The 26,505-nt window shown below is 40.1% G+C and carries 26 protein-coding genes and 2 tRNA genes; 17 read left to right on the top strand and 11 right to left on the bottom strand.

Features of this window, described 5'->3' with window-relative positions:
• The first annotated feature begins 3 nt into the window (after window positions 1–3).
• The 9 genes from hutU to QMD82_04415 all read left to right on the top strand — a co-directional run bounded on the left by hutU (window position 4) and on the right by QMD82_04415 (window position 10,276).
• Window positions 4–1,659 carry a urocanate hydratase gene (gene hutU / locus QMD82_04455; protein ID MDI6851170.1) on the top strand — a complete coding sequence of 552 codons (1,656 nt, stop codon included), beginning with the start codon at window positions 4–6 and terminating at the stop codon, window positions 1,657–1,659.
• Window positions 1,660–1,677: 18 nt separating this feature from the next.
• Window positions 1,678–3,021: an exopolysaccharide biosynthesis polyprenyl glycosylphosphotransferase gene (locus QMD82_04450; GenBank protein ID MDI6851169.1), complete on the top strand. Its 1,344-nt coding sequence runs from the start codon at window positions 1,678–1,680 to the stop codon at window positions 3,019–3,021.
• A gap of 67 nt (window positions 3,022–3,088) precedes the next feature.
• Window positions 3,089–4,216 carry a Wzz/FepE/Etk N-terminal domain-containing protein gene (locus QMD82_04445; GenBank protein MDI6851168.1) on the top strand — a complete coding sequence of 376 codons (1,128 nt, stop codon included), beginning with the start codon at window positions 3,089–3,091 and terminating at the stop codon, window positions 4,214–4,216.
• A 5-nt stretch (window positions 4,217–4,221) separates the two neighbouring features.
• On the top strand, window positions 4,222–5,175 hold the full coding sequence (locus tag QMD82_04440) for a glycosyltransferase family 2 protein (GenBank protein ID MDI6851167.1): 954 nt from the start codon (window positions 4,222–4,224) through the stop codon (window positions 5,173–5,175).
• Between the two features lie 43 nt (window positions 5,176–5,218).
• The gene (locus tag QMD82_04435) at window positions 5,219–6,592 is read left to right on the top strand and encodes an O-antigen ligase family protein (protein MDI6851166.1); all 1,374 of its coding nucleotides are present in this window, start codon (window positions 5,219–5,221) and stop codon (window positions 6,590–6,592) included.
• The gene (locus QMD82_04430) at window positions 6,573–7,754 is read left to right on the top strand and encodes a glycosyltransferase (protein ID MDI6851165.1); all 1,182 of its coding nucleotides are present in this window, start codon (window positions 6,573–6,575) and stop codon (window positions 7,752–7,754) included. Before QMD82_04435 ends, QMD82_04430 begins: the two co-directional genes overlap by 20 nt.
• Before the next feature lie 16 nt (window positions 7,755–7,770).
• The gene (locus tag QMD82_04425) at window positions 7,771–8,973 is read left to right on the top strand and encodes a glycosyltransferase family 4 protein (GenBank protein MDI6851164.1); all 1,203 of its coding nucleotides are present in this window, start codon (window positions 7,771–7,773) and stop codon (window positions 8,971–8,973) included.
• Window positions 8,974–9,170: 197 nt separating this feature from the next.
• Entirely contained in the window at window positions 9,171–9,482 is a 312-nt protein-coding gene (locus QMD82_04420; protein ID MDI6851163.1) for a hypothetical protein, read from the top strand.
• Window positions 9,483–9,493: 11 nt separating this feature from the next.
• The gene (locus QMD82_04415; protein ID MDI6851162.1) at window positions 9,494–10,276 is read left to right on the top strand and encodes a hypothetical protein; all 783 of its coding nucleotides are present in this window, start codon (window positions 9,494–9,496) and stop codon (window positions 10,274–10,276) included.
• 56 nt (window positions 10,277–10,332) lie between these two features.
• Here QMD82_04415 and QMD82_04410 read toward each other — a convergent pair whose 3' ends face one another.
• Window positions 10,333–11,148 carry an EFR1 family ferrodoxin gene (locus QMD82_04410; GenBank protein ID MDI6851161.1) on the bottom strand — a complete coding sequence of 272 codons (816 nt, stop codon included), beginning with the start codon at window positions 11,146–11,148 and terminating at the stop codon, window positions 10,333–10,335.
• A 76-nt stretch (window positions 11,149–11,224) separates the two neighbouring features.
• Between QMD82_04410 and lepB the strand changes: the two genes are divergently transcribed.
• From lepB to QMD82_04370, 8 genes are read left to right on the top strand one after another with little or no spacing between them, the layout of a single operon-like run.
• Entirely contained in the window at window positions 11,225–11,917 is a 693-nt protein-coding gene (lepB, locus tag QMD82_04405; protein MDI6851160.1) for a signal peptidase I, read from the top strand.
• Window positions 11,914–12,861, top strand: a complete 948-nt coding sequence (locus QMD82_04400; protein ID MDI6851159.1) for a hypothetical protein — start codon at window positions 11,914–11,916, stop codon at window positions 12,859–12,861. The genes lepB and QMD82_04400 overlap by 4 nt, the downstream gene beginning before the upstream one ends.
• Window positions 12,862–13,494 carry a hypothetical protein gene (locus QMD82_04395; protein MDI6851158.1) on the top strand — a complete coding sequence of 211 codons (633 nt, stop codon included), beginning with the start codon at window positions 12,862–12,864 and terminating at the stop codon, window positions 13,492–13,494.
• Between the two features lie 5 nt (window positions 13,495–13,499).
• Window positions 13,500–14,555, top strand: a complete 1,056-nt coding sequence (locus QMD82_04390) for an L-threonylcarbamoyladenylate synthase (GenBank protein MDI6851157.1) — start codon at window positions 13,500–13,502, stop codon at window positions 14,553–14,555.
• Between the two features lie 9 nt (window positions 14,556–14,564).
• On the top strand, window positions 14,565–15,665 hold the full coding sequence (gene buk / locus QMD82_04385) for a butyrate kinase (GenBank protein ID MDI6851156.1): 1,101 nt from the start codon (window positions 14,565–14,567) through the stop codon (window positions 15,663–15,665).
• A gap of 12 nt (window positions 15,666–15,677) precedes the next feature.
• Window positions 15,678–16,598, top strand: coding sequence for a bifunctional enoyl-CoA hydratase/phosphate acetyltransferase (locus tag QMD82_04380; protein ID MDI6851155.1), 921 nt, complete (start codon window positions 15,678–15,680; stop codon window positions 16,596–16,598).
• Window positions 16,595–17,908, top strand: a complete 1,314-nt coding sequence (locus tag QMD82_04375; protein MDI6851154.1) for an acetate kinase — start codon at window positions 16,595–16,597, stop codon at window positions 17,906–17,908. Before QMD82_04380 ends, QMD82_04375 begins: the two co-directional genes overlap by 4 nt.
• Window positions 17,905–18,540, top strand: a complete 636-nt coding sequence (locus tag QMD82_04370; protein MDI6851153.1) for a DUF3108 domain-containing protein — start codon at window positions 17,905–17,907, stop codon at window positions 18,538–18,540. Before QMD82_04375 ends, QMD82_04370 begins: the two co-directional genes overlap by 4 nt.
• On the opposite strand, the gene QMD82_04365 is transcribed toward QMD82_04370, so the two are convergent.
• The 10 genes from QMD82_04365 to lysS all read right to left on the bottom strand — a co-directional run bounded on the left by QMD82_04365 (window position 18,520) and on the right by lysS (window position 26,486).
• Window positions 18,520–19,296, bottom strand: a complete 777-nt coding sequence (locus tag QMD82_04365) for an ABC transporter substrate-binding protein (GenBank protein ID MDI6851152.1) — start codon at window positions 19,294–19,296, stop codon at window positions 18,520–18,522. The genes QMD82_04370 and QMD82_04365 overlap by 21 nt on opposite strands.
• Window positions 19,297–19,307: 11 nt before the next feature.
• Window positions 19,308–19,389 (bottom strand) — tRNA-Leu (locus tag QMD82_04360).
• Window positions 19,390–19,431: 42 nt separating this feature from the next.
• A tRNA-Ala gene (locus tag QMD82_04355) sits at window positions 19,432–19,504 on the bottom strand.
• 16 nt (window positions 19,505–19,520) lie between these two features.
• The gene (locus QMD82_04350) at window positions 19,521–19,691 is read right to left on the bottom strand and encodes a hypothetical protein (protein MDI6851151.1); all 171 of its coding nucleotides are present in this window, start codon (window positions 19,689–19,691) and stop codon (window positions 19,521–19,523) included.
• Between the two features lie 88 nt (window positions 19,692–19,779).
• Window positions 19,780–21,156 (bottom strand): hypothetical protein, encoded by a 1,377-nt coding sequence (locus QMD82_04345; protein MDI6851150.1) that lies wholly within the window; start codon window positions 21,154–21,156, stop codon window positions 19,780–19,782.
• The gene (locus tag QMD82_04340; GenBank protein MDI6851149.1) at window positions 21,143–22,303 is read right to left on the bottom strand and encodes a glycosyltransferase family 4 protein; all 1,161 of its coding nucleotides are present in this window, start codon (window positions 22,301–22,303) and stop codon (window positions 21,143–21,145) included. The genes QMD82_04345 and QMD82_04340 overlap by 14 nt, the downstream gene beginning before the upstream one ends.
• Window positions 22,300–23,148 carry a GNAT family N-acetyltransferase gene (locus tag QMD82_04335; protein ID MDI6851148.1) on the bottom strand — a complete coding sequence of 283 codons (849 nt, stop codon included), beginning with the start codon at window positions 23,146–23,148 and terminating at the stop codon, window positions 22,300–22,302. Before QMD82_04335 ends, QMD82_04340 begins: the two co-directional genes overlap by 4 nt.
• Window positions 23,145–23,825, bottom strand: a complete 681-nt coding sequence (locus QMD82_04330) for an ABC transporter ATP-binding protein (protein ID MDI6851147.1) — start codon at window positions 23,823–23,825, stop codon at window positions 23,145–23,147. Before QMD82_04330 ends, QMD82_04335 begins: the two co-directional genes overlap by 4 nt.
• Window positions 23,818–25,014 carry an ABC transporter permease gene (locus QMD82_04325; GenBank protein ID MDI6851146.1) on the bottom strand — a complete coding sequence of 399 codons (1,197 nt, stop codon included), beginning with the start codon at window positions 25,012–25,014 and terminating at the stop codon, window positions 23,818–23,820. Before QMD82_04325 ends, QMD82_04330 begins: the two co-directional genes overlap by 8 nt.
• Window positions 25,014–26,486, bottom strand: a complete 1,473-nt coding sequence (gene lysS / locus QMD82_04320) for a lysine--tRNA ligase (protein MDI6851145.1) — start codon at window positions 26,484–26,486, stop codon at window positions 25,014–25,016. The genes QMD82_04325 and lysS overlap by 1 nt, the downstream gene beginning before the upstream one ends.
• Between the last annotated feature and the right edge of the window lie 19 nt (window positions 26,487–26,505).

Genomic DNA, 26,505 nt, shown 5'->3' with positions numbered 1-26,505 from the left:
AGTATGTCAGGAAGAGTAGTTAGAGCCCCGAGAGGGACTCAGTTAACTTGTAAAAGCTGGCTTACGGAAGCAGCAATGAGAATGTTAATGAACAACCTCGATCCCGAGGTTGCAAAAGACCCGGCTAATTTGATCGTTTATGGTGGGACAGGAAAGGCAGCTAGAAACTGGGAATGTTTTGATGCCATCGTTGAGACACTAAAGAATCTTGAAAATGATGAGACACTTCTCGTACAATCAGGCAAACCTGTGGCAGTTTTTAAAACCCACGAATGGGCCCCAAGGGTTTTAATTGCAAATTCGAATCTCGTCCCCAAATGGGCCACATGGGAATACTTCAGAGAATTGGAAGAACGTGGTCTTATAATGTATGGTCAGATGACGGCGGGAAGCTGGATCTACATTGGGACTCAAGGAATTCTCCAGGGTACCTACGAGACTTTTTATGCGGCGGCTAAGAAACATTTTGGTGGTTCACTTAAGGGGAAAGTAATTCTTACTGCTGGGCTTGGCGAAATGGGGGGTGCCCAGCCTCTCGCAGCGACGATGAACGATGGGATTATGCTCGCAGTAGAGGTTAATCCCTGGGCTATAGAGAGAAGACTAAAGATGGGCTACCTTGATACCTGGACTGACAATTTAGATAAGGCCCTTTCAATGATTGATGAAGCAAAGAAACAGGGTAAATCTCTTTCAATAGGGCTCCTTGGTAATGCAGCGGAAGTTCACCCCGAGCTTGTAAAACGTGGATTTGTCCCCGACCTTCTTACTGACCAGGTTGCTGCTCACGATCCATTGAATGGTTATATACCCAAGGGGTTTACCGTTGAAGAGGCGGCGGAGTTGAGGAAAAAGAATCCTGAGGATTATTTAAAGAGGGTTGGTGAATCGGCGGCTATTCATGTTGGGGCGATGCTTGAAATGCAGAAAAAGGGCGCAATTACCTTTGAGTATGGAAATAACCTGAGAAGGCTTGCTTATGATAATGGAGTTAAGGATGCTTTCAATATCCAGGGTTACGTTCCAGCATTTATCAGGGATCTTTTCTCAGAGGGGAAAGGACCTTTCAGATGGGTTGCTCTTTCAGGAAATCCTGAAGATATATACAAAACTGACGAAAAGGTCCTGGAACTATTCCCACAGGACGAACATCTGAAAAAGTGGATAAAGATGGCGAAAGAAAAAGTTCATTTCCAGGGCTTACCTGCGAGAATATGTTGGCTCGGGCAGGGAGAAAGAATGGAATTTGGTCTTGCAATTAACGAAATGGTAAAGAAGGGCGAACTGGAGGCGCCAATAGTAATTGGTAGAGATCATCACGATACGGGTTCTGTAGCTTCACCATACAGAGAAACGGAGGCGATGCTTGATGGTTCTGATGCTATCGCTGATTGGCCTATTTTAAATGCCTTACTCAATGCCTCTTCTGGTGCGACCTGGGTATCCTTCCATCACGGTGGTGGAGTAGGAATTGGGTATTCTTTACATGCAGGTATGGTTATTGTTGCAGATGGAACAGAGTTAACCCACAAGAAACTTGAAAGGGTGCTCACCAACGATGTGGGAATTGGTGTTGTTAGGCATGCCGACGCAGGTTATAAGATAGCTATAGAGACTGCAAAGAAACACGGCCTCAAAATACCTATGCTGAAAGAATAAATTTTGGGACGAAAAGGTGTGGCCATATCAAAGAAAAAGATTTTAAAAGATCTTGTAAGATTTTTAGCACTTATTTTCGCTGACCTTTTCAGTTTTTACCTTTCCGTATACCTTGCTTTTCTCACACGAGCATTTTTAGGAAAGGTGTTAGCAAATTTACTTACTACTTTTAAACAAAGCCTTAAACTCTATACCTTTTTCTGGGGATTGCCTTTTTTGTTTGTTCTTGTTCTGGCTTTTGAAGGGCTTTATACTGAACGCAGGTATTTTTGGGACGAGTTCCGGGCATTCATAAAATCTTTAGTTATATACTTTTTCCTTCTATTTACGATACTGAGTTTGACTCATGGTATTACGCGATTTTCGCGTGGGGTGCTCGCTTTAGTTCCTGTATTCCTTGTTTTCCTTTTTCCCCTATTTAGATATCTTATCAACGTTTTACTGTTCAAGCTGAGGATTAGGGAAAAGTGTCAGTTTATAGGAAGTGAGAGAAGTCTTGAAAAATTTGAGAAAACGGTTCTTTCAGATAAGTATGCAGGTTTTGAATTAGGTGAACCGGCATCGTACGTATTTCTTTCAACGTCGAGAGACGATTTCGATCAAAAATTGAGGGAACTACAACAGGTTTATCGATACGTTTATATTTTTGACGATGGAGGTCGTTTCTTAGTTTCAGAATTCAAGCCGGTTTTTCCAGTTGGTAAAGGTATAACGATGTTTGAATTACAAAACAAGCTACTTGACCCCAAGAGGATGCTTTTAAAGCGAATAATTGAAGTTGTTCTTGCTGTGGTTTTGCTGCCGGTTTTACTGCCATTGATTTTTCTAATTGGCGTGGCAATAATCCTTGATTCGAAGGGTCCTATTTTCTACTCGCAGCAGAGAATAGGTAGAGGCGGGAGACCCTTTAAGTGTCTTAAGTTCAGAACAATGTACATAGATGCCGATTTAAGACTTAAAGAGATTTTGGCAAAGGATGAAAAAGCACGTGAAGAGTGGACAAAATATTTCAAATTAAAAAATGATCCGCGAGTAACAAGGATAGGAAAATTTTTGAGAAAAACTTCCCTTGATGAACTACCACAGATTTTCAACGTTCTCAAAGGAGAAATGAGCTTTGTGGGGCCGAGGCCGGTTCTTAGAGAAGAGCTGGAGAAGTATTATAGAGAATTTTCCCGCTATTACTTTGAAGTCCGCCCGGGTATAACAGGGCTCTGGCAGATCTCTGGTAGAAATGAACTGGACTATGAACAGCGCGTGAAACTGGATGTCTGGTATGTTCTAAACTGGTCTTTATGGTTAGATTTTGTTATATTTGTCAAAACAATAAAAGTTGTTTTGAGTGGAAAGGGGGCTTATTAAAATTAGGTATCAGAGCCACCACTTTTTTATTTTTGAACGGGTTTTGGTGGTAGTTTATAATTAACCTATGAAGAAATTTTATTCCGTGATTTCTAAGTATTTTGTTACTTTCGTGATTGTCTATATTCTGGGTTTCCTTATTGCTATTGTCCTTTTTTTTACATTACCCAGAAAATATAAAGCAACCGCCGAAATTATGCCGAATTTAGAGCCTGAATTGATGATGACAATTGGCTCTTCTCTTGCAAATTTGAATCCTCTTCTTGGATTGATGGTTTCTCCCTCGGATATCTATGCCAGAATTATTCAGTCCAGAGCCGTGTTATATCCTGTCATCGACTCATTGAATCTTAAACAGAAATTTAAAACCCGAAGCTATATCAAAGTTTATCGAAAACTTCTTAAAGGAATTGAAATAAAGTCTTATACTGAAGGAATAGTTGAGATTTCTTACGAAGATAAAGATCCAAAGTTTGCTGCTCAGATTGTTAATCTTATTGTAAGGGAATTAGATCGCTTTAATAAACAGACGGTTATGACAAAAGGTAAAGCGTTGAGAGAATTTCTTGAACAAAGGTTGAAAGAAGAGGATATATTGATCGGCAGCCTTCGCGATTCACTTGAAAAATTTCAGAAAAAGTATGGTACTGTTTTCCCTGAGGAAGAGTATAAAGAATGGGTTTCTGCTTACTTTGACATTTATAAGGGTTATTTGATCAGTAAGGCAGAATACGACTATTTAAGTGAAATCTATTCTCCGGGAAGCCCCATTTTAAGTTTGAAACTAAACGAACTTGAGGTATACGAAAAACAGCTAAGGGATTTCGCTAATGAATCTAAAGCCGACTCGCAGACATCAAAAACACCAAGGATTTTGAATTTTCCTTTAAGAACAGTACCCGAACTGGCAAAGGTGTATGGGGAATTACTTGTTAAACTTCAGGCGCACGAGGAAGTTTATAAGTTTTTGTTTACGAAATACGAAGAGGCGAAGATTTTAGAAAAGAAGGACACCCCAACCTTTACGTTGATGCACTGGGCAGAAGTTCCTGATTATAAAAGCTATCCTAGAGGCACAATTTTGGTTATGTTTTTCTTTTTCATGAGTACAATTGTCAACATTCTCATTTTCTTTATTGGTGAATTAAGGGAAAACGGACTTTTAGATGGATTTTTTAATTCTTTGAATAAATAGGCTTTATGAACTACTCAGCTGTGATTCCGACTTATAAGAGAGGTAGTGAATTAAGGCGTTGTGTAAACAACCTTCTGCATCAGACTCTTAAACCGGCTGAAATAATAATTTCAGCAGTTGAAGGCGATAAAGAAACGCAGGAAACTTTCGAAAAATTAAGGGAAGAATACCCAACGGAGAATATTAGACTTATAACTTCTAATAAGCGCGGAATTTCAGTACAGAGAAACAATGGGCTCTATAATGCTTCCTTTCCACTTGTGTTGATGATTGATGATGATGTTTATATACCACCAGAATTTGCTTCGGAAGGATTTAAAATATTGCACGAGGAAGATGCCCTTATTGTTGCGGGAGTCGAAGATAGAAAGATAAGACCTCCACTAATCCAAAATATGCTTAGAAAAATCTTTTATCTTGACCACTATCAGAAAAATAAGCAGTTTGTCTTACCTTCAGGGGCTAAGGTAATGGCCTATGCAGTGGATTCGGACATCCGAGCCGAATTTTTGGGTGCTGAAGTATTACTTATGAAAAGATGTCTTATAGATCACGTAAAATTTGATGAAAGTATGATTTTATACTCTCATCGGGAAGATCAGGATTTCTCTTATGCTGTATATAGAAAGTTCGGGCCTAAGCTTTTAATAACCCCCAGGTTAAAGTTCAAACATTTCCGCTCACCAGGCGGCCGTTTAAAACGGGCAATTCTTACCCATATTTTTGTCTACAATCTTTTGAAAAACTACAGAAAGTACTTTTTTGATATAAGGAAAACTAAGATAATCTTACTATGGGCTCTTTTGGGGTTGATTTTGCAAAGCATTCACCAAGCGATTAAAAACCGAAACTGGTCCATTTTCATCGAAACTGTTAATGCGGTATTTTCCGTTATAAATAAGTGGAATCACATTAAAAGGGGAGATTTTTCACCACTTTATGGAAAGCTTAGTAAATAAGTTTACTAAAAGGTTTTCTTTATTTTACTTTTGGGGCATTTTTTTGTTATTTTTGGGCATTTCTCTTGCAACAGTCTTTTTAGGTGATGTAAAGCTCGGTGTTAAACTTTCTTTACTTTGTTTCTTCGTTATTGCGGGTTTGATCTCATCAGATTATCCCAAATGGCAGTTACTGTTATATTTACTGACTATACCTTTCAGTTCAGCAGTTGTACTATTTACACCCTTTTATAGGAATTTCTCTGGATTTTTTGTTGAAACTGCTAATTTTTACGCTCCCTACAATTCTCTTGCAAGACCGGATGGTTTGTACATTTACAGTTTTATGGAGTTCCTTATCTTAATTAACATTATTTACTATGTTGCATCGCGAAAGCCCGTGAAATTTAGAGGAGCTCTTTTTTTTCTTATACTTTTTGTCATTTCAAATTTCTTTACCATTTTGACAGCAATTAACCCAATGAGGACATTTTTCCAAAGCCTTCATCTTGGGCTTTCCTTAGCCGTTTTCTTCTTTTCTCTCCAATTTTGGGATGATGCAAAATATGAAGATATAACAATTATCCTGCTTGTTCTTCTTATTCTTTTCACAGTTATTGATGTGATTGATTTTAGAGCTTTGAGAATGCTTATGTCTGGGAAATGGCTTGCAAGGTCTGCTGGTAGATTCAACTCACCAAATCCCCCAGCTTTTCTTGCAGGAATGGGAATAATTTTTTCTCTATACCTTGGGTTTAAAAAACGTGTTCCTTTTAATTTTTTCTTTTTGGGAATTGCTTGTATCCTTATATTGGTCATTTTTTGCACTGGCTCGCGAAATGGTTTAATTTCCTCTTTGGTGGCGTCTTTTGTTTTCCTCATCTTTGTCTTTAAATCGGATGAAAAACATAAGTGGATTTTATTTACAATTCTGGGCACGGTATTCCTTTTCATATTTTACAGGCTCGGAAGAATTTTGTTCCAGTTCAGATTGAACCCTAAATTGTTGTTATACGACACATCCATACTCTCAAGGATTTTGCTATGGAGGAACTCTTTGCGTTATTTCATTTCCAATCCATTTTCTCCGGTGGGCACTGGTAATTTTTTTTATTTTGAAGGGTCACTGGGTCTTCCTTTCGCACATAATTTTCTCATTAATCTTTTAATAGAATCGGGAGTTGTAGCATTCTTAGTAGTTTTTCTGGCTTATATTGTCGGGATTAAGAAGATTCTTGAAAAATTTTTTGAATTTCTCAAATCTTCAGAGGTAAAAAAAGAAGAGATCGTATCAGTGGCATTTATTTTATACGTAATTATGTTATTCTCTGCAGATCAATTTCTCTATGACGGGAGTCTTTGGAGGTTTATGCTGATTTTTCTTTCTTTTTCCATTTCTAAACTCTGGAGGGATAAACGTGAGGAACTTACCCCTTAAGGTGGCTGTTGTTCACCCACTTTTTGGTTGGGGAGGCACCGAATCTGTGTGTTCTTGGGTTTTGCAGGCTTTACAGGGAGAGTATAAAGTAACACTTTTGACTTTCGACAGAGAGGTAACCCTGGAGAGACTGAATAAGTTCTATGGGAGTAGCATAGACCCTGAGAAAGTGGAAATTTTACGACTAAAAGCGCCTCGTTTTCTGGGAACGAGTATGTCGCGTTTTGCCCTTCTCAGGCAGCACTATATGATGAGAATTTGTAAACAATTAAAAGATAAGTATGATGTCTTTTTCAGTACCTACAATGAAATGGATTTTGGTAAGCGCGGCATTCAGTATGTTCATTTCCCCTTTTTCGTTGGCTACGATTATTCAAGATTAAAGGAGGAAACTTACTCAAAAATCTGGTATCACAGGCCTAATCCTGTGAGAAAAATTTATGAAATTATCGGCCATAAAATAAGCAATTTTGATATAGATAAGGTTTTGAAGAATTTGACTCTTGTGAATTCTATGTGGACGGCACAGATTTTTGAATCGGCGTATAAAGTAAAACCGCGGGTTCTTTACCCACCCGTCTCCGTCCCTGCTTCAGAGGTTGAGAAGTGTTCCTTACCCGTTGAAGATCGTGAAATGGGGTTTGTTGCTGTAGGTAGGATTGAACCGACCAAAAGGTATTTAGAGATCGTTGAAATTATAAAAAAGGTGAGAAAAAGTGGTATTAACGTACACCTTCACATCGTTGGGAAACCTGGGGATGAAAGGTATTTCAAAGAGGTGGTTGCCCTTTCCAGGGTAAACACAGACTGGTTATCTGTCGAAACGGATTTGGATAGAGAGCAGCTAATAAAGCTAATCGGTTCCCATAGGTATGGGATTCATGGCAAGGTTAATGAGCACTTTGGTATCGCTATAGCAGAAATGATTAAACTTGGGGCCTTGCCTTTTGTTCATAATAGCGGAGGGCAGATTGAAATTGTGGATATTGAGGAACTTCGTTATAATGATGTCGAGGATGCTGTTAAAAAAATTGCCCACGTTTTGCAAAATCCAGATTTGGAGAAGGATTTAAGGGTTAAGGTATTGCACAAAGCAGAAACTTTCTCAGAATTTATTTTTGTTAGCGAAGTTAGAAAGATAGTAAATGATTTTTTAAGTTAGCTTTTAGGGTGGAACTATGGAAAAGTCCATTTTGATCATCAGCAGTCATTACTATCCTGAAACGGGGGCTGGCGCCAAAAGGGCAACCTCTTTTGCTGAGTTTCTCGCACAGAAAGGTTGGAAAGTGGCGGTGATAACGGCGTTGCCCAATTATCCTTTTAATGAAATCTACGAAGGATATGACCAGGAAACCCCATACATAAATTTTGAAAATGGTGTAAGGGTAGTGCGCTTGAAGCCAGTTTTAGTACCGAGAGAGAACCTCGTTCTTAGAATTGTTGCCGAATTTATTTTTTCTTTAAGAGTGCTCTTTGTTGCTCTCAAACTGAAAAAGGCGCGCGTCTTACTGGTGACGACCCCTTATATGCTCCTTGCCCCTGCCGGCTATTTATTGTCAAAATTGAAAAAAATGACTTTTGCATGGGATGTAAGGGATCTGACCTGGCTTTATCCACGGTATACGGGGAAGAGAACTTTTGGAGTAGATAAAGTCTTTGAGTTGATGATGAAGCTAATAGCCCGAAAAGCCGGAATGATTGTTGCACCAGTTCAGGGGATTGTAAATTATTTTAAGGAGATTAATAGTAAAACCTTTCTTGTACCGAATGGGGTTTCCAGTGAATTTCTTGCGAAGGTTAAAGATTTGCCAGTTTACAGTTCAGAGGGAAGGCCTCTGGTGCTGTATGCCGGGCTTTTCGGTTACATGCAGGGCCTTTCAACATTAATAGATACGGCAAAAAAACTTCCAGAATATGACTTTTTACTAATAGGTGATGGACCAGAGAGAGCTCGACTAATGGAGCAGTCAAAAAATTTGAGTAATGTCAAATTCATGCCTTACGTTCATCACGAGATGCTATTAGAATACTACAAAAAAGCCACAGTGTGTGTTTCTTTGCTTAGACCGGGAGAAATTAGCCAAATTGCGGAACCTTCAAAGGTCTGGGAGTATATGGCAGCGGGAAAACCTGTAGTTTATTGTGGGCAGGGGCCTTTGGCAAAGTTTCTTGAAGAAAAAGGTCTTGCAGTTGTTTGTCCGCCAGGTGACGCCGAAGCGCTTGCATTTGCCATTAAAAAAGTTATAGATTCACCAACAGAGGCAGAAGAAATGGCTAAAAGAGCAAGAGATTTTGTTGAAAAAGAGAGGGTAAGAGAAAATATACTCGAAGATTTCGTTATAGAACTGGAAAAATTACTCTCAATGAAGTCTCCAATTTGAGTTAAAATAGTTTATGAGTTTATTTAGAAAAATAGGTCTTATGTGAGATTTTTAGCGGAAAGTGTGTCTTTTAGTTGATTTTTAATGAAGTCTGTTAGTATTTTTTATTTTGTATCTCAATTTTGTGTGATTGTTAATGTCCCATTGACATTTCGGAAGTGTAAGACTATTATTTACATACAAACAGGAGGTTGTAAATGAAGAAGTTTTTAAGCATAGCGATAATCGGGGGAATAGTGCTCCTTATGAGCTGTGCCAGTCCATCTCAGGTCAACGAGCTTCAGAAAAAGGTGGGGGAGATGGAGGCACAGATCACTGCACTTCAGGCAGAAATAGATTCTCTCAATGCAACCATTGAACAGTTGACAGAGACAACCGCTCAGGGCGTTTCCGCTGCAAATTTTGCAAAGGTTTCAACCGATGTGCAGACTTTAAAGAGAAATGTTGCTGAATTGGAGAAGAAATATCAGGAATTAAGAACCGCAGTAGATGTTCTAAAGAGGAAATAAAGGAGGGTAAGATGAGAAAGGTACTATATGCATTACCAATTGCAGTGATGTTATTGCTTGTGTCGTGTATCCAGCCAGTTGGGGATATAACCCCCAGCAATCTTGAAGTACAGGCTTATGGAGACGGCACACAGGTTAAGCTAACCTGGGAATCTCCAGTAGATGAAGTTGATGGTTACATTTTGTATTTTGGGAATACCGTGGTTGATACAATTGCTCCTACAATCAACAGTTATATACATAATCCCAATGGATACGTGGATGTTTACAAACTCTACGGGTATAAAGGAGATACCCTGTCGGATCCTGTTACTGCTTCAATAGTCCCGGTAACATCTACCAACATAACGGTCTATGAGTTTAATAATCCAGATGGTCCTGCTGGATTTGGCTTTAATGATGAGTTCCAGTGCACCAGCTACCCGGTTAGTGGTACAAACCCACAGGAAAATATAGACTTTTACTACACAGACTGGGCGCCAGGCTATACTGGCACGTACCTCTACCTGGCATCCGCAGACCAGATAGCTAATGACCCCGGTAGAGTTACTGCACCCACAACAGGGTGGAGAGTTAACAAGATATTAAAGGTTTCTCCAACCAATGGAATTGTACAAGATCCCACTCTTGAAAAAGATTTTGCTCAGGACAACGGGGTTTATTGCTTTAAAGTAACAAGGAGTGATGGTTGGCATTATGGTACGCTGAAACTTGGTGGAGTTTCAAGTGCACAAACGACGATTGTTGAAGCCAAGATCCAGAAAATTTCTGGGCTCAAAGTGATCGGAAGATAAAATTAGAGGTGTAGAAAAAAAGAGGGGGCCCCTACGGGGCCCCCTCTTTTTTTGAATTATTTCAAAACTCTCCTAAAATATTCCGCTTCCTTTCCCACTTTGTACCGTGCCTTCCCTTCTGTCATTTTCCCAACCTGAACCGCTTCCTGGGGACACCTATGGATGCAGGCAGTACAAAATTCGCAATCTTCTCCAAAGATTACTTTTCCTTCTTCTATTTTTATATTGTTTCTTGGACAAACTTTAACGCAAACACCGCAGAGATTACATTTATCGTCCGCATAAAGCATTGATTTCCATTTGTTCACCTTTTTCCAGAAATTTCTCGCAATAAATTCTGTAATAAAACCGTAAACCTTTCTGCGCAATTTTATTTCCTTATCGGAGTGAAGGCTTTTAACGATGGAGCGATAAATGGATTTTAGGTGGTGATTAAAAATGCGGTTAGGCAAGAGATAGAATCGCTCTAATAAGCCGTTTTTGGGGGCTGAAAGGAGGAAAAGGGTGTCAGCCATAATAATGTCGTGAAATCCTTTGACTTTATAACCCTTACTCCTCAAGATTTGTTGTAATTCATAAGCTGAGTTTCCAAGAATAAGGCCTTTGGTTAAAATAAGGTAGAAGGGTTTGTCCCCCTCTTTTAATGACCTTACAAATTCTAAAACCGTTCCCGGTGCGTGGTAAGCATAGACCGGTGTAATAAGAATGACAAGGTTGTAAGGCAATAGGTCCACTTCTCCGATTTTTTTAGTTATCCTTTTTAACTCAACCTCGTAACCATCCTTTGACAATCTATCCTTTAAGGTAGAAGCAACTATGAGGGAATTTCCACCACCAGTATAGTAGAGGATCAAGATGTTAAACCTTTGCACAGGGTTATTTTAATGGTAAAAAAGTGGATTTAAAAGTTCTTTTGTAATGCCGAATTCGTTGATTTATAATTAAACTGTGAAAGATCAAAAATTTCGAAAAACGGTAGAATCCGTTATCTGGACCATTTTCATTGTGTTTCTGCTCAGATCCTTTGTAATTCAGGGGTATGTTGTGCCCTCGGGATCCATGGAGAACACACTCCTTCCTGGTGATTTCCTGCTTGCACTGAAATTTACCTACGGACTTGAAATTCCCTATACTGGTATTAAATTTTTTCAGTTTAAAAAGCCTCGGCGTGGTGAGATAGTAATTTTTCTTTACCCTGTTACCAAAAAGCAGGATTATGTGAAAAGGTGCATTGGGCTTCCAGGTGATACAATTCAGATAATAAATAAGGTGCTTTACATTAATGGGGTAAAGCAGGATGAAAAATACGTCGTTCACAAAGACCCAACGGTTATTCCTCCATTTGTGGAATTAACTAATGAAATTTTAAAGAGAGACTATCAGAAAGCCTGGGAATCGGGTAAGTTTATGCGAGAGCCAAGGGTAAGGGACAATTTTGGTCCAGTGGTTGTCCCCGATGGCTATTTCTTTGCCATGGGCGATAACAGAGACTACTCTTTTGACTCGAGGTTTTTTGGGCCTGTTCCATTGAAGTACCTTAAAGGAACACCACTTATAATTTATTTTTCCATAGACCTCGATGCACCTCTTTGGAAAAAGATAAGATTTAACAGGTTTTTTAAGCTCATCCCTCTTTTATGAATTTTTTGACAGAGCCTGTGTCCTTATCGAAACTTTTTGATGGAAAGGGTTTAATTTTTGAACTCGGATTTGGAAACGGTGAATTTTTGAAGTACTTGAGAAATAAGTATCCCCGCGCATTGATTATAGGTGCGGAAGTCGCAAACAGGTTTGTACTGCTTGCCCACAGGAAACTCAAACGAGAAAATGTCAAGGATGTTTACCTTTACAGGGGTGATGGGAGATCCTTATTATACTTCTTTGTTCCTGATAACTTGGTTCAGGCAATTTACATAAATTTCCCTGACCCGTGGGAAAAACCTTCAAAGGAAAATAAAAGGCTTACTTCCAAAAGGTCTTTAATGGTTTACTATTCGAGATTGAAAAAGGGTGGAAAGCTTTTTATTGCCACTGACTCTGATATCCTCAAAGATTATTTAAGAAAATCGCTCCGGGAAATTGATGTTAATTATACAGAGAGCTCCGAATCGCCTTACGAAGACTTTTTAACAAAATATGCAAGAAAGTGGATAAGTTTAAATAAACCAATAAGTTACTTTATAATTGAAAAACAGGACGACAGGGTATTTGTACCTTATTTAGGAGTTGAAGAAGTGCCCAATTTGGTTTTCAGTATAAAAGAAAAGCCCGCTGATATTATGGAGAAGATTGAAGGTATACTTCCAATTGAATTTAAGGACGGCGATTTTTTTTATAAAATTGACAAGGTATATGAACATCAGCAAAGGGAATTTCTTTTTAGGGTGATTCACTCTGAACCCTTCTTAAATCAGAGGTATTACTTTGTACTCCGCTTTCATGAGGACAAGGGTTTTGTGGAACTTGACGATAAAAACAACGTTATTATTTCTAAGTTTTTGATAAAGGCATTCAAGGATCTTGCGGGCAAAATTTATAATTTGTTTGGGAAAGAGATAATTTTCCAAAATACAGGGGAGGTATAAATGAAGAGGATTCTATTTTTACTCCCGTTTTTGTTTTTAAATGGGTGTTTTCTGGGGACCTTCAGAAGCGCGGAGCCCGTTGGCGCTGGCAATGTTGAAAAAAGCTTGTATTTCAATTTGCCCCTTTACTATTCGACGGATTACAGAGATGATGCAAAGGCATCTGGAACTTATTATTCAAGGGCAAATCTGGGTGCTATGGTTATTTTTGGCGCTTCTGAATATATGGATTTTGGGCTGAGATATGATCTTGCTGAAGGTCTTGGCCCACAAATGAAATTTAGATTTTTACATCTCCCCCCTTTCAGCCTTGCTTTTGCGGGTGGCTTTGGGTATAACTTTTTCGCTCAGGGCTTTTCTTGGGATGTTGAACTTCTTGGTTCGGCAAAGATTTCATACTACTCATCGCTTTACCTTGGTCTTCTTGCCCATCATGCACCGGATTACAGGAATTTAGCCAAGATTTCAGACTATTTTGATGTTAAACGTTTTAACAACTTTTTTGGTATTGCAATGGGCATTTCCTTCAGGAATTTTGAAACCATAAGGTTTCCTTCCGGGATGAACATGGAAATAGTGGTTCCCTTCGACAAGTATCCCCCCATCATATGGGGCTTTAATTTTGCCTTTTAAAAGGTATGGAAGACCTTTTGAAGAAAGTAGTAGATGTTTTGAAAAAGGATGGTGTTGTTGCTGTCCCAACGGAGACAGTTTATGGGCTTATTGCAAGGGCGTCTTCAGAAAAAGGGGTTGATAAAATTTTTGATATTAAAAAGAGGGATAAAGTTAAAGTTTTACCCTGTTTTGTAAAGGATATTGAAACTGCGAAGAAGTTGTTTAAGAATTTACCCGAATATGCGGAGAATATGATGAAAAAGTACTGGCCTGGCCCGTTAACTCTCGTTGCCTTGGCCTCGGAACATGCTCCCCGAGCCTGCATCTCAGAGGAGGGAAAGATAGGTATACGAATTCCCAACACAGTATTTCTTCTTGAACTTTTGAAAGCCGTTGATGAACCTCTGGCTTCAACCAGTGCAAATATTTCTGGTGAGCCACCCATAAAAACGGGAAAGGCTGTTTCTGAAGTCCTCGGTAAGGAACTGGATTTTATTGTAGATGGTGAGGCTGGAAATATCCCCTCAACGGTTGTAGATGTCTCATCGGAAAGGCCCTTAATTTTGAGAAAGGGGCTATTGAGTTACCTCGAAATTGAAGAGGTAGCGGGCAGAAAGGTAAAATTCAGCAAAAAGGAGAAATTTACCCTTGTGCTTCTCTGTACCGGCAATACCTGTAGAAGTCCCATAGCAGAAGCCCTATTTTCTAAAATGATGAAAGAATATGAAAATCTGCAAATAATATCGAGGGGAACATTACAGGTTAATGAAAGGCAAATAAACCCGAATGCGCAGTTGGTTCTTAAGGAAGTTGGGGTTGAAAACTACACCCACGTGCCAAAGGCTATTACGGAGTTTGAAGTGGAGATGGCGGATCTTATCATTGCAATGGCGAAGGAGCATATAGAATGGCTACCGGAACAATACCGCTACAAAGCGAAATTAATTGATCCGGAAGGTGGGGATGTGGAAGACCCAATTGGGTCGCCTGTCAGCACCTATCGATTTGTCAGGGATAAGATTTTGTATTTTCTTGAAAATTACTGGAAAAATTACATGGAGGAAAGATTGGAAAAATAGGGGGTATGTATGAATTATAGGATTCTTGTTATCAATCCAGGTTCAACTTCAACAAAGATTGCTTTGTTTAACAACGAGGAACCAATTTTCTCTGTAAATATTAGCCATTCGGCCGAGGAACTGGCAAAATTTCCCAAAATTATTGACCAATACGATTTTAGGAAAGAAATTATTCTGAGAGAACTGGAAAAGAGGGGTGAAAAAGCCGAAACTCTTTCCGCAGTGGTAGCCCGTGGGGGACTTTTAAGGCCGATTCCAAGTGGTACTTATACTGTCACGGAAAAGATGCTCGAAGATTTAAGAGCGGGGGTAAACGGTGAACATGCCTCCAATCTTGGTGCCCTTATTGCCGATGCTATTGCAAGACCCCTGGGTATTCCTGCCTACATCGTTGACCCTGTTGTTGTTGATGAGATGGAGCCAATTGCAAAAGTTACAGGATTACCTTTTATTAAAAGAAAAAGCATTCTCCACGCTTTGAACCAAAAAAGAATTGCAAGGATAGCGGCAAAAGACCTCGGAAAAAAGTACGAAGAAGCAAATCTCATTGTGGTTCACCTTGGCGGTGGGATTAGCATTGGAGCCCACAAGAAGGGAAAAATTGTGGATGTGAATAACGCTTTAAATGGTGATGGACCAATTGCGCCGGAGAGGGCAGGTAGTTTACCCGCCTGGCAGCTCGTGGAGCTCTGCTTCTCAGGACAGTATACAAAGGACGAAATCAAGAAACTTCTTGCTGGAAAGGGCGGAGTCATTGCGTACCTTGGAACCAATGATATGCGTGTTGCGGAAGAGATGGTGAATAAAGGGGATAAGAAGGCCCGGTTTATAATGGAAGCAATGGCCTATACTGTGGCTAAGTGGATCGGCATGATGGCAGCAGTTTTGGAGGGTGAAGTTGATGCCATCGTCTTGACCGGTGGACTTGCCTATTACAAGGATTTTGTATCCTGGGTTGAAAGAAGGGTAAAGTTTATAGCGCCGATTAAAGTGTACCCGGGTGGTGATGAAATGAGAGCTCTCGCCGAAGGAGCTCTTAGGGTTTTGAGAGGAGAAGAAATGGCAAAAATTTATGAAAAGGAAATCATAGAGGATAGGGATATATTTTAAGGAGGTAGGAAGATGATAACAAAACTTGATCATATTGTTGAAGCGGTTAAGGGAATGCCTTCAATGAGACTTGTTGTTGCCTGTGGGGAGGATCCTCACACTATAGAAGCGGTTTCAAGGGCGAAGAATGAGGGTCTCGTAGATGTTATAATGGTTGGCAATGAAGATAAAATAAAGAGTGTAGCCCAAGAGCATGGAATAGATCCATCTATATTCCAGATTATAGATGAAAAAGATCAGAAGAAGGCTCTCAAAATGGCGGTTAAGATGGTGAAGGACGGTGAAGGTGACATTTTGATGAAGGGGCTTGTTAATACTGCAGATTATATGAGAGCGATCCTTGATAAGGAAAATGGACTTGTACCGCCGGGCGGTATTTTATCCCATGTTACGGTGGTTGAAATCCCCACTTATCCCAAACTGCTTGTCGTTGCCGATGTGGCCGTGATAATTTTGCCTGATCTTGAGCAAAAGGTAAAAATCCTGCAGTACACCATTGAAGTTGCCCATGCCCTTGGTATTGAGAATCCTTATGCCTTTCTCATAAGTGCTGTTGAGACCGTCAATCCTAAGATGCCCTCAACTGTTGATGCGGCCATCATTAAGGTAATGGCAGAGAGGGGTCAGATTAAGGGGGCGAAGGTTGAAGGGCCGGTTGCCCTGGATATTGCTGTTTCCAAGGAATGCGCAGAAATTAAAGGGTTTAAGGGTGAAGGCGCAGGAGAGGCAGACATTCTCATCTTCCCCAATATAGAAACGGGTAACGTTTTCTTCAAAACCTGTACTCAGCTTGGTAATGGTAGAATAGCTGCCGTTGTGGCGGGTGCCACTGCCCCTTGTGTATTAACATCCAGAGCGGATAGCGAAGATTCCAAGTTTATGTCCATTGCCTTAGCAGCCCTTTTGGCAGGTAAAAAGGGAGTGAGGAAATGAAAATCTTGACTCTAAATTGTGGCAGTTCTTCGGTAAAGTATCAGGTCTATGATTGGGAAAAAAGGAGGCCTCTTTGTAAGGGCATCGTTGAGCGGGTTACCATAGGAAATTCCTTTATTCTGCACGAAGTTCCTGGCAGAGATCCGGTAAAAATTGACCATGAGTGTCCGGACCACAAAGTAGCAATTGAACTCGTGATCAAGACCATAACTGACCCAGAGTATGGAGTAATTCAGAACGTTAAGGAAATTAACGCAGTTTCTCACAGAGTAGTTCATGGAGGAGAAAAATTTACCAAATCAGTCATTATTAGCGAAGAAGTGATAAAAACGTTCAAAGAACTTTACCCTCTTGCGCCACTTCACAATCCAGCAAATGTCATGGGAATAGAGGCGGCGATGAATTTAATGCCGGATATCCCTCATATTGCGGTCATGGATACCGCTTTTCTTCAAACTATGCCCAAACATACCTATCTTTACGCTGTGCCTTATGAGTGGTACGAGAAGTATGGTGTAAGAAAGTATGGATTCCATGGCACTTCTCATCTCTACGTTTCAAGAAGGGCAGCAGCTCTTCTCAAAAAAGATCCCCACGAAGTAAATCTTATCACACTCCACATAGGCAATGGTGCATCAGCAACTGCCATAAAGAATGGGAAAGCCTATGATCATTCCATGGGATTCACACCTCTTCAGGGTCTTATAATGGGAACAAGGTCGGGAGACATTGACCCTGCCATTATTCCTTACATCATTGAAAAAACTGGTTTGAGTTTGAAAGAGGTAATGGATATACTCAACAAGAAAAGTGGAATTCTTGGAATTACAGGTAAATATACAGACAGGAGAGATGTGGAAATCGCCGCTGAACATGGAGATGAAAGGGCCATTCTCGCAATAGAAATGGAGGCTTACAGAATCAGGTTTTACATTGGCGCTTATATGGCTGCCCTCGGACGTGTCGATGCCATTGTATTTACAGCTGGTGTCGGTGAAAAGGGTTGGTTAATTAGAGAAAAGTCCCTTGAGGGGCTTGAGAATCTTGGAATAATTCTGGATAAGAAACGCAATAGAGAAGCCATGTCGAGAAATCACGAATTTATAATCTCCACTGACAACTCACCAGTGAAGGTTTTTGTAATTCCTACTGATGAAGAGCTGGTTCTTGTTGAGGATGCAGTGGCAATTCTTGAAGGACGCTATGATATTCCAGAAAGATTCAAGTACTCCTTTGAGTCCCCTGACTATGTCAATGAGTTCAGAGAAGAGCAGTACAGGAAGGAATTGGAGAAAAGGAAGAAGGGTTGATTTTTTTACCACTTCTGATTTGCTGTGAGTTACTTAATTACAATATTTATTTTGGGAGTATTCGGGCAGGAAGGGGCACGTTAAGATACGAAAAGAACTTTACGAGTATTGATGGGGTGAACCTTTCGCGGGCTACTCTCGTAGTACAAAGTGAAGGAATTATAAATTCATTGTTCCCCGTTTACGATTCCATTGTTTCGATTTTTCACTCTGATAGCTTTTTCACCTATTCTTATGAAAAAAAGATAAGCGAAGGCAAGTATAGAGACCGATCGAAGGCCATCTATTCAGGTGATACCGTTTATTACGATGATGGTTCAAAATTTGCAATTTCAGGCGGTACTTTTGATCCTATTTCGCTGATTTTCTTTTTGAGAGAAAAGGAGAACCTGGATTCAACTCTTGTGTTGAATTACCATGTGGATAAAAGGAGTTTTAAAGTCAACATAAGGCCGAAAAGAATTTTCGTTAAAGGGAAGGAGCTGATAAAAATCTACCTGGATTTAAGAGATCCAAAGCTCTCAAAAACTCCGGGGGAACTTATTTATCTTTTTGAGGCTGATGGTGAAAGGAGGCCTCTGGAATTACAGTTTAAGACATCTTTTGGGGTTTTAAAAGCAAGATTGAAGTAATCTATTGAGTTTAAGGGTAGCGCCGAATACTCTGGGACCCGGACGGGTGAATTGATCCGGGTTTAGGGCAAAAATGTTGTGTGCTTTTACTGCCTTGATTGTTTTCCATCCATAACGTTTTGAAACTTTTACGGGATTTGCGTCAGGATATAAGAGTAAAATTATCTCGGCATTCCTTTTTACAATTTCTTCTTGGGAAGGTGAGAAATAAGAGATTTCCTTATCGCAAAAAATGTTCATTCCACCAGCAAGTTCTACTATTTCGTTTATAAAGCTGCTTTTTCCGACCGTATAAATGGGGTTTTCCGATAGTTCAATATAAACCTTGGGTTTAGATGGGAGAGGTTTTAGATCCTTTAGGACATTTTTAAGCGAATCAACAACAAATTTCGCCCTTTCAACCTTGCCGGTAAGTTTACCAATTGAATCTATGACAGTTAGTATTTCATAAACCGATTCAGGATTAAAGGCAATGTAGTTAATTTTCAACTTTTTCAGATTTTGTTCAACCTGTTTTTGCATTGGTAAAGAAATTATTACAAAGTCTGGTTTTAAACTAATTATCTTTTCATAATCTGGATTTAAAAGATCGCCAACTTTAAATTTTTCCTTTGTAGCCTCCGGATAGTTACAGTAATAAGAGATAGCGAGTAGGCTGTCCTCGGCTGATAGAAGATAAAATATTTCCGTAACACTGGGAACAAGCGATACAAACCTAAAGGATAAAAGGAGGTTCAAAAGCACTGAAATAATCATTTTTTTCTTTCTGCGGGAGGCGGGACTTGAACCCGCACGGGCTACCCCCACCAGATCCTAAATCTGGCGCGTCTGCCGTTCCGCCACCCCCGCGTGGTGTTTAATGCTGAGGATATAATAGGACAGTTTAAATCCTGGAGCCGGTGGGATTTGAACCCACGACCTTCAGACTGCCAGCCTGATGCTCTCCCAGCTGAGCTACGGCCCCAGGCAGGTTTTCTATGTTACTTTGTTGCTGTTGTATCTTGCTGTGTTGTGTCTTGTACCTCTGTGGACTCTGCAGGCTGAACCTGTGTGGTGTCTGCAGGTGTTGTTGTCTGCTGAGGTTGCTGTGCCTTCTTGCAGGCAACAGTTAACATCGCTACTAGTGTGAGCACGAGCGCCAACTTTTTCATTTTACACATCCTCCTTTTGTTTGTAAGTTTTAAAATTATAGATAGTTAAAAGTGTGCTGTCAAATAATCGGCATTCGTTTTTGTTTTTTCAATGCTTTTTAGAAATGGAAAGGTAGTTTTTTAAAGTGCTCAGGGTCATCTTAATCTGTTTAAAATCAATGCCGATGATTAATATGAGAAGCAGAAGGGGCAAGAAGATTTTTCCCGTTGTAATAAAAATGACAGCCTGTGTTCCTATAACGACGATTTTCAAGGCATCAAATAGGTACTCAAGGGGATGAAGGACAGGAAAGTTGTAAAGGTGGAAGGTGGCGGTTATGATTGTGGCGGTCAAGAAAGAGATGGTCACGCCCAAAAGATCAAGTTTTGGTGTGAGTGTTATAAAGGCTAAAAGGAAAGTTAAAACCCATACTAAATCTTTATAAAAGAACAGTTTTATGTTGCCTGTTGAGCGCGCAAAGGTTGCATCGGTGGCATAAAGCGTTGAAACGAGAAGGGAAAAGGAGAGTACGATAAGATGAGGATGTGCTCTTAAGTATTGGTTCGTTGAGACAAGGAGAATGAGATTTTTTCCGAAGAATTCAAAGATCAAAAACCACAATAAAGTCAGGTAGAAATAGAACGTTCTGAATGCCCTGTATTTTTCAGCGAATTCCTTCGTCAAAAGCTCATCGGTTCTTTTGAAGCTAATAATAGGTGCGGTGAGCTGGAGCGGAACTTCAAGGGTTTGTTTTGCCCCCATGTCCAGTTTCCTCGCAATCTGGAAGAGGGAGAGCTCAGAATAAGGTAGGTAGATGGGTATTAGTAGTGAGTCAAAGAAGTGGAAAAAAGGGGAAAGGATCTGAGTCAAGAGGGAGTAAATCCAGTATTCCCTGGTCTCTCTGAATACTTCTTTCCATGGTTTTATCTTGAAAGGAAACAGGGAAAAGAGAATGAGTAAAAAAGCAAAGTTAACTGCTAAGTTAATGATACCTATGGTTCTGAGGGTTAGAAGGGGGGCGGAAATGAGAAGAAGACAGATAATGGTTAAAAGCCTTGCAAAGGATGTGAGAGAGTATTCAAGGATTTTCACGCGGGAAATGAGTGCGGTCTGGTAAAGAGTTATTGTGTTAACGATGTAGAAGGCAAGAAAAATAAGGAAAGCATCCAGACCTTTTAAAATTAGGATGGGAATGGAGACTAAAATTCCCACAAGAAAGTGGAAGATAGATGGGAAATGGATGAGGGCGTAAGCATTTTCATCTTTCCCGTCTCTGAAGTATATAGGAATAAATCTTTGAAAGGTAAGCGGAAAACCAAGGAGTAGAAGACCTCCCACGAATAAACCGGAATTACTCAGGAAAAAATATTTTCCGAGAATATCCGGGGGAACGTATATAGCTAAAATTTTGAGTAGTATAAAGCCCATTAGAAAGTTCAGGGCAAAGGCAAGGTAAAAAAGCGCAAGGTTTTTAATGTATTTCATTGACCAACTCCTCTAATTTTCTAACTTCCAGTTTGCTCCTTTCTTCCCAAGTTGGGATAGTTTTTGCGGTTTCTAACGCCCCATTTTGGAGCAGTGAAAAGAGTTCGGGCTTTTCAAAAATGTGCAATACTTTATTTACCATTTCGTTTGTGTCAAAGGGCTTGACAAGGAACCCGTTAACACCGTCTTTAATTAACTTTGAAGTATCCTGGGTATCAAAGGTAACGACGGGAATTCCATAAGTCAGCGCTTCTATAACATTAAGGGTCATGTTTGAGTAACGGTTAGTTGAAATCAGTAGATCTATTTCCTGAAAAGCCTTCTGGGTTTCAAGATGAGTAAGAAAGCCCAGATACTTAACATTTCTACTGAACTTATGTGAAAACTCAAGAATTTTAGGCTTCATCGGTCCGTCACCCGCTATGAGAAATTTTATATTTGGATTTATGTTAATTAACTGAACGGCAACTCGTATAAAAAAATCCGTTCCTTTCAGCCTGTCAAACCTTGAGAAATATCCTATTGTGTTTTTTAGTGAGGGGGATTTTGTAGGAACAACACTGGGCTTAGCGTTTGGAAGGATGGTTAATTTTTCATCAGGAATCTTATAAAATTTTGCGACTTTAAAACTTCTTGTCCCGTCATCCACGAGGAGGTAATGGTCGGCACTGTGTTTGAAAATTAGATGTTCTTTAAAGTAAAGGAATTTTCCTAAAATCGTTGTTACGTATTTCTCATAGTGGATGGTCCCCATCGTTTTCACCACATAGGGAGTTTTGTATTCCTTGCACAATTTGAGAATGGCAGGATGGCCATAGCCGGCGATGTTGTAGATGAGATCTACCTTTGGGTTTTGAAGTATTTTTTTCAGGGTTTTGGCAAGGTATTTTTCATAAAAGATGTGGATTAGGGGAAAAGTCAGGTAGTTAACTTTTGAAGGTTTCAAATATGGGAAGGGTTTTATAGGGTAAAACCGTATTTTCCCTTTCACGTTCTCGGGAATTTCAGCTTCTTTGCCTTGACACACGAAGATTATTTCATGTTCCCTCTTTAAGAGTTCTCTGAAGAGATAAGCATTCTCTGGAGTCCCTTTGCAGGTTTCCAGATCAATGTCATCACACCACGGCGAAATTATAAGTAGCCTCATATTACATATGTGTAAATGATTTTTCTTTCACCGCCCCAGGACAATTTATAATTTAATAGTTCCCCGTGGGGTGAAGTACCGAGGTTATAAAACTTAAATCCCCTTTTAAGCCCCCATTCTATAATAGACCAGTGGAGAAAGTCACCTATATGTAGCTGGAGGGCTTCCTTTGAATTTACACCGTGCCAGTAAAGGATTGTATCAGTATCTGATTCAATTATTAATGCAGCGGATTCGTCTTTCTCTTTCCCGGCAAAACAAAAGAAGGCTTCCTTCAGTTTGCCAAGTTTCTTAAAGAGGCTAATCTCGTGGAATTTGTAGCCTTTTCTCTCTTTTAGCACTCTCCCAAGTAGTTTAATGTATCTTCTTGCCCCCTCTTCCCCTCTTGCTATTTCAAAATAAAGGTTGCCTTCAAGGGCTTTTTTCAGATTTCTCTTTCGATTCTCATGCAGTCTCTTCTTGATAGATTCAACGTCATCAAGGGTTACAACAACGGAATAGTTTTTCTCGAGAGAAAAGTTTAGATTGCTAATATTTAGTTCCTTTTCGCTGTATATAAAGATTTTTCTCAAAAAAAGTGCACGTTTTGCCTGCTTTAAAACCGCTTCTGCCAGATTTTTATCCCCTACAGGCCCCCCATAGCTTCCCCAGGGTCCACTGTAGGCTGTTCTCGTTATTGTATTTAATTGAAGAGGCAAAAAGCAATTCTCGAGTCTTGCGAGCAGGTTTGTTTTCCATAGAGTCTTAAAAACATCGTACCACTCAAATTTGTAAAAAAGAGATTTCGTAAACTCACCTGTAAAGTGATTCCAGTTTTCCGCGTCTTTTATCTTTTCTAACTTCATTCCTGGGTTAAAGTTCCGTCGTATAATGCATAATGTTTTTCAAAATAGTAAATCAAATTCAGGTTGTGGGTTACCATCACGATAGTTATTCCCAATTCTTCGTTTAATTGTTTCAAAATTTCCATAAGTTCCATGGTGTTTTGTCTGTCAAGGTTTCCCGTAGGCTCGTCAAGAAGAAGTAGATCGGGATTACCTATAATTGCTCGTGCTATGGCTGTTCTTTGCTGTTCACCACCGGAAACTTCCGATGGCCGCTTATAGTGAATATTCTTTATGTTCAATTTTTCAAGGACCTCTAAGGCCCTTTTTCGTGCATTTTGGGGCTTTTCCCCTCTTATAATCAGAGGGAGAGCTACATTATCAAGGATGGAGAAATCGGGAAGTAGATGGTGAAATTGAAAAACAAACCCGATGTGTTTCGCGCGAAGTTCCGAAAGTTCGGCATCACCTTTTTTATCAATCTTCTTGCCGTTAAGATAAACAAAGCCTTCATCTGGCGTGTCAAGGAGGCCTGCGATGTGGAGAAGGGTGCTTTTGCCTGAACCTGATGGACCTGTGATGATGACTCTTTCTCCTTTCGCAACCTTAAGATTTGTGCCTTTTAAAACCCGAATAGTTTCAACGGGTGTCTTATAGGATTTGTAGATGTTTTCTAATATGAGAGTAAATTCACTCATATCTTATTGCCTCAACGGGTTCCATTTTGCTGGCTCTTACTGAGGGGATTAATGACGCGATGAAGGAAATTACGAGAGTTAATCCGACAATATAGAAAACATCCATTGGCCTTACCACTATTGGAACTCTGTCAATGAAGTAGACATCGGGAGGTAATCTGAAGATTCCGAATTTATTTGAGAGGTATGATAACCCAACCCCCGTTATCAGGCCACCCGCGGTACCGATCAGTGAGAAAGTAAGACCGAGAGCAACAAAGGTATTTCTTATGTCTCTCTTTGTAAACCCCATCGCCCTCAGGACACCTATTTCCCTTGTTTTCTGTGTGATTAAAAGCATTAAGACCGAAATTATTCCAAAGGATGCTACAATTAGAGTCAGTGCAAGCACAAGAAACATTCCCAATTTTTCCAGTTTCAGCGCCTGAAAGACCGTTCTGTTGAGTTCCATCCAGTTTGTGGTTGTAAAAGGATACCCGAATTTTTTTTCGATCTCCTTTTGAACTGAAGGGGCTATGAAAGGGTCTTTCAGATAAACTTCGTATCCAGCGATACTATCCCCCATCTCCAGTAATTCCTGCAAAGTTTTGAGGTGTGTGAAGGAAAAAGAGGTATTGTAGTCATAAAGTCCTGCGTCAAACACACCCCCCACAGGCAGTTCTGCCGAACTCATCACCATTCCGAAGGGAGTTTTTTTAATTTTTGTAGGTGAATAAATCTTTAGGGTGTCTTCGGAATTAGCACCAAGGGATGCGGCGATGTTGAGGCCGAGGTATACTTTATCCTGTTTAAAAATAGAGTCTCCGCTTACAATTCTGACGCCGTCAGGCAGTCTTTTCACGCCCTTTAGAACAACTCCCTCGGCGTTTTCTCCCCTTACGAGTACCGTTTTTGTCACTAAAAATGGTTCGCAGGATTTCACTCCTTTTATTCTTTCTATGTAAGTAATGTGGTTTGAATTCTCCGGAAATGGCGCAAAGAAGAATTTGTGAGCCATTATGTGAGGGGTCATCCCTATAATTCTGTTTCTCAACTCCTGCTGGAATCCTGTCATTATTCCAATTACGAGAATGAGGGCAGAAACACCTATAAATACTCCGGCGATGGAGAAAATAGACAGAAAGGATAGAAGGCCTTTTCGTGATGCCTTCAGGTAATTTTTTAAAACAAAAAGAACATGGATTTTCATTATTCAGATTTTGGTTTGAGCTGAGGGAAAAGGATAACGTCTCTAATGGAATATTGGCCGGTGAAAAGCATCACGACTCTGTCAATTCCTATTCCAATTCCACCTGCAGGTGGCATACCATACTCCATTGCATTCAGGAAGTCTTCATCCAGTTCCCTTGGTATCTCTTCATCACCTGCGTCTCTGTACCTGATCTGGTCTTCGAAGCGTTTTCTCTGGTCAATGGGGTCGTTGAGTTCCGAAAAGGCGTTGGCGAATTCAACGCCGAGAATGAACAGCTCAAACCTTTCTACCCTCCCATCAAATTTCCTGTGTTTCTTGGCAAGGGGAGAAATAAGAGCAGGGTGGTCAATTACAAAGGTGGGCTCCTTGATGTGGTCAGCAACGAGGGCATCGAAGATCTTGTCAATTAACCTTGTGGCGGGCAGTTTAGCGGCGTTTTTGAGGCCTATTTCCATACCAACCTTTTTGAGTTCCTCTTCACTCATGGAGAGTGGATCTTTGCCCAGTTTTGAAGACAGTTCGTCAAGATAGCTCAATCTCTTAAAAGGTCTTTTGAAACTTATCGTTTCGTCAAAATAGTTTATTTCTGTGTTGCCATAGATTTCAATGGCGAGCTTCTCAAAAAGTTCCTCGGTAAGTGCCATCATATCGTTGTAATCCCAGTACGAAGCATATGCTTCCAGCATGGTGAATTCGGGATAATGTAGCCTATCAATCCCCTCGTTTCTGAAGTCTTTTGAGATCTCGTAAACCTTTTCAAAACCGCCAACGAGGAGTCTTTTAAGATAAAGTTCATCCGCTATGCGGAGGTAGAGTTTGGTGTCAAGAGCATTGGAATAAGTTTCAAAGGGTTTCGCAAAGGCACCCCCATAAACAGGCTGAAGAACGGGGGTTTCTACCTCTAAGAACCCTTTCTCATCAAAAAAGTTCCGGATAAATTTGATGATTTTTGTTCTTTTCTTAAAAACCTCTCTGGATTCAAGATTCATTATAAGGTCGAGATACCTTTCGCGGTAGATAATCTCTTTATCCTTGAGACCATGCCACTTCTCGGGCAATGGCCTCAGGCACTTGGAGAGGAGGGTAAGTTCTTCAGCCAGAACAGTTATTTCCCCTGTTTTCGTTTTGAAGACTTTGCCTTTTATTCCAATTATATCTCCAATGTCCACGAACTTTTTAAAGAAATTTGCACCATCTTCGTCGGAACTCGGAATCTTCGTACTGCCCTGCTGAACCGCAATCTGGATGTCACCACTTTCATCCCGGATGTGGGCAAAGGAGAGTTTTCCGAAAACCCTCTTGGTCATAAGTCTGCCAGCAATCAGAACCTCTTTGTTTTCAAATTCTTCAAAATTTTCTTTAATAGTCTTTGAATCATGGGTTTTCAAAAACTTGTATTGATAAGGCTCAATTCCTGAATTTCTCAACTGCTGAATTTTTTCCTTCCTTACCTCAAATTCCTCGGACATATCTCCTCCTTACGACAAT

This window comes from bacterium, from assembly GCA_030019025.1.
In the GTDB taxonomy this organism is placed as follows: domain Bacteria; phylum Hydrothermota; class Hydrothermia; order UBA1063; family UBA1063; genus UBA1063.
The sequence above is the reverse complement of the archived record's forward strand: the minus strand, read 5'-3'. Positions and strand labels throughout refer to the sequence as shown.

Bases quoted from the DNA above. Each gene is read 5' to 3' on its own strand.
- hutU (MDI6851170.1), top strand. From the start codon at position 4: ATGTCAGGAAGAGTAGTTAGAGCCCCGAGAGGGACTCAGTTAACTTGT.
- QMD82_04445 (MDI6851168.1), top strand. From the start codon at position 3,089: ATGAAGAAATTTTATTCCGTGATTTCTAAGTATTTTGTTACTTTCGTG.
- QMD82_04440 (MDI6851167.1), top strand. From the start codon at position 4,222: ATGAACTACTCAGCTGTGATTCCGACTTATAAGAGAGGTAGTGAATTA.
- QMD82_04425 (MDI6851164.1), top strand. From the start codon at position 7,771: ATGGAAAAGTCCATTTTGATCATCAGCAGTCATTACTATCCTGAAACG.
- QMD82_04420 (MDI6851163.1), top strand. From the start codon at position 9,171: ATGAAGAAGTTTTTAAGCATAGCGATAATCGGGGGAATAGTGCTCCTT.
- QMD82_04415 (MDI6851162.1), top strand. From the start codon at position 9,494: ATGAGAAAGGTACTATATGCATTACCAATTGCAGTGATGTTATTGCTT.
- QMD82_04400 (MDI6851159.1), top strand. From the start codon at position 11,914: ATGAATTTTTTGACAGAGCCTGTGTCCTTATCGAAACTTTTTGATGGA.
- QMD82_04395 (MDI6851158.1), top strand. From the start codon at position 12,862: ATGAAGAGGATTCTATTTTTACTCCCGTTTTTGTTTTTAAATGGGTGT.
- QMD82_04390 (MDI6851157.1), top strand. From the start codon at position 13,500: ATGGAAGACCTTTTGAAGAAAGTAGTAGATGTTTTGAAAAAGGATGGT.
- buk (MDI6851156.1), top strand. From the start codon at position 14,565: ATGAATTATAGGATTCTTGTTATCAATCCAGGTTCAACTTCAACAAAG.
- QMD82_04380 (MDI6851155.1), top strand. From the start codon at position 15,678: ATGATAACAAAACTTGATCATATTGTTGAAGCGGTTAAGGGAATGCCT.
- QMD82_04375 (MDI6851154.1), top strand. From the start codon at position 16,595: ATGAAAATCTTGACTCTAAATTGTGGCAGTTCTTCGGTAAAGTATCAG.
- QMD82_04365 (MDI6851152.1), bottom strand. From the start codon at position 19,296: ATGATTATTTCAGTGCTTTTGAACCTCCTTTTATCCTTTAGGTTTGTA.
- QMD82_04350 (MDI6851151.1), bottom strand. From the start codon at position 19,691: ATGAAAAAGTTGGCGCTCGTGCTCACACTAGTAGCGATGTTAACTGTT.
- QMD82_04345 (MDI6851150.1), bottom strand. From the start codon at position 21,156: ATGAAATACATTAAAAACCTTGCGCTTTTTTACCTTGCCTTTGCCCTG.
- QMD82_04340 (MDI6851149.1), bottom strand. From the start codon at position 22,303: ATGAGGCTACTTATAATTTCGCCGTGGTGTGATGACATTGATCTGGAA.
- QMD82_04335 (MDI6851148.1), bottom strand. From the start codon at position 23,148: ATGAAGTTAGAAAAGATAAAAGACGCGGAAAACTGGAATCACTTTACA.
- QMD82_04330 (MDI6851147.1), bottom strand. From the start codon at position 23,825: ATGAGTGAATTTACTCTCATATTAGAAAACATCTACAAATCCTATAAG.
- QMD82_04325 (MDI6851146.1), bottom strand. From the start codon at position 25,014: ATGAAAATCCATGTTCTTTTTGTTTTAAAAAATTACCTGAAGGCATCA.
- lysS (MDI6851145.1), bottom strand. From the start codon at position 26,486: ATGTCCGAGGAATTTGAGGTAAGGAAGGAAAAAATTCAGCAGTTGAGA.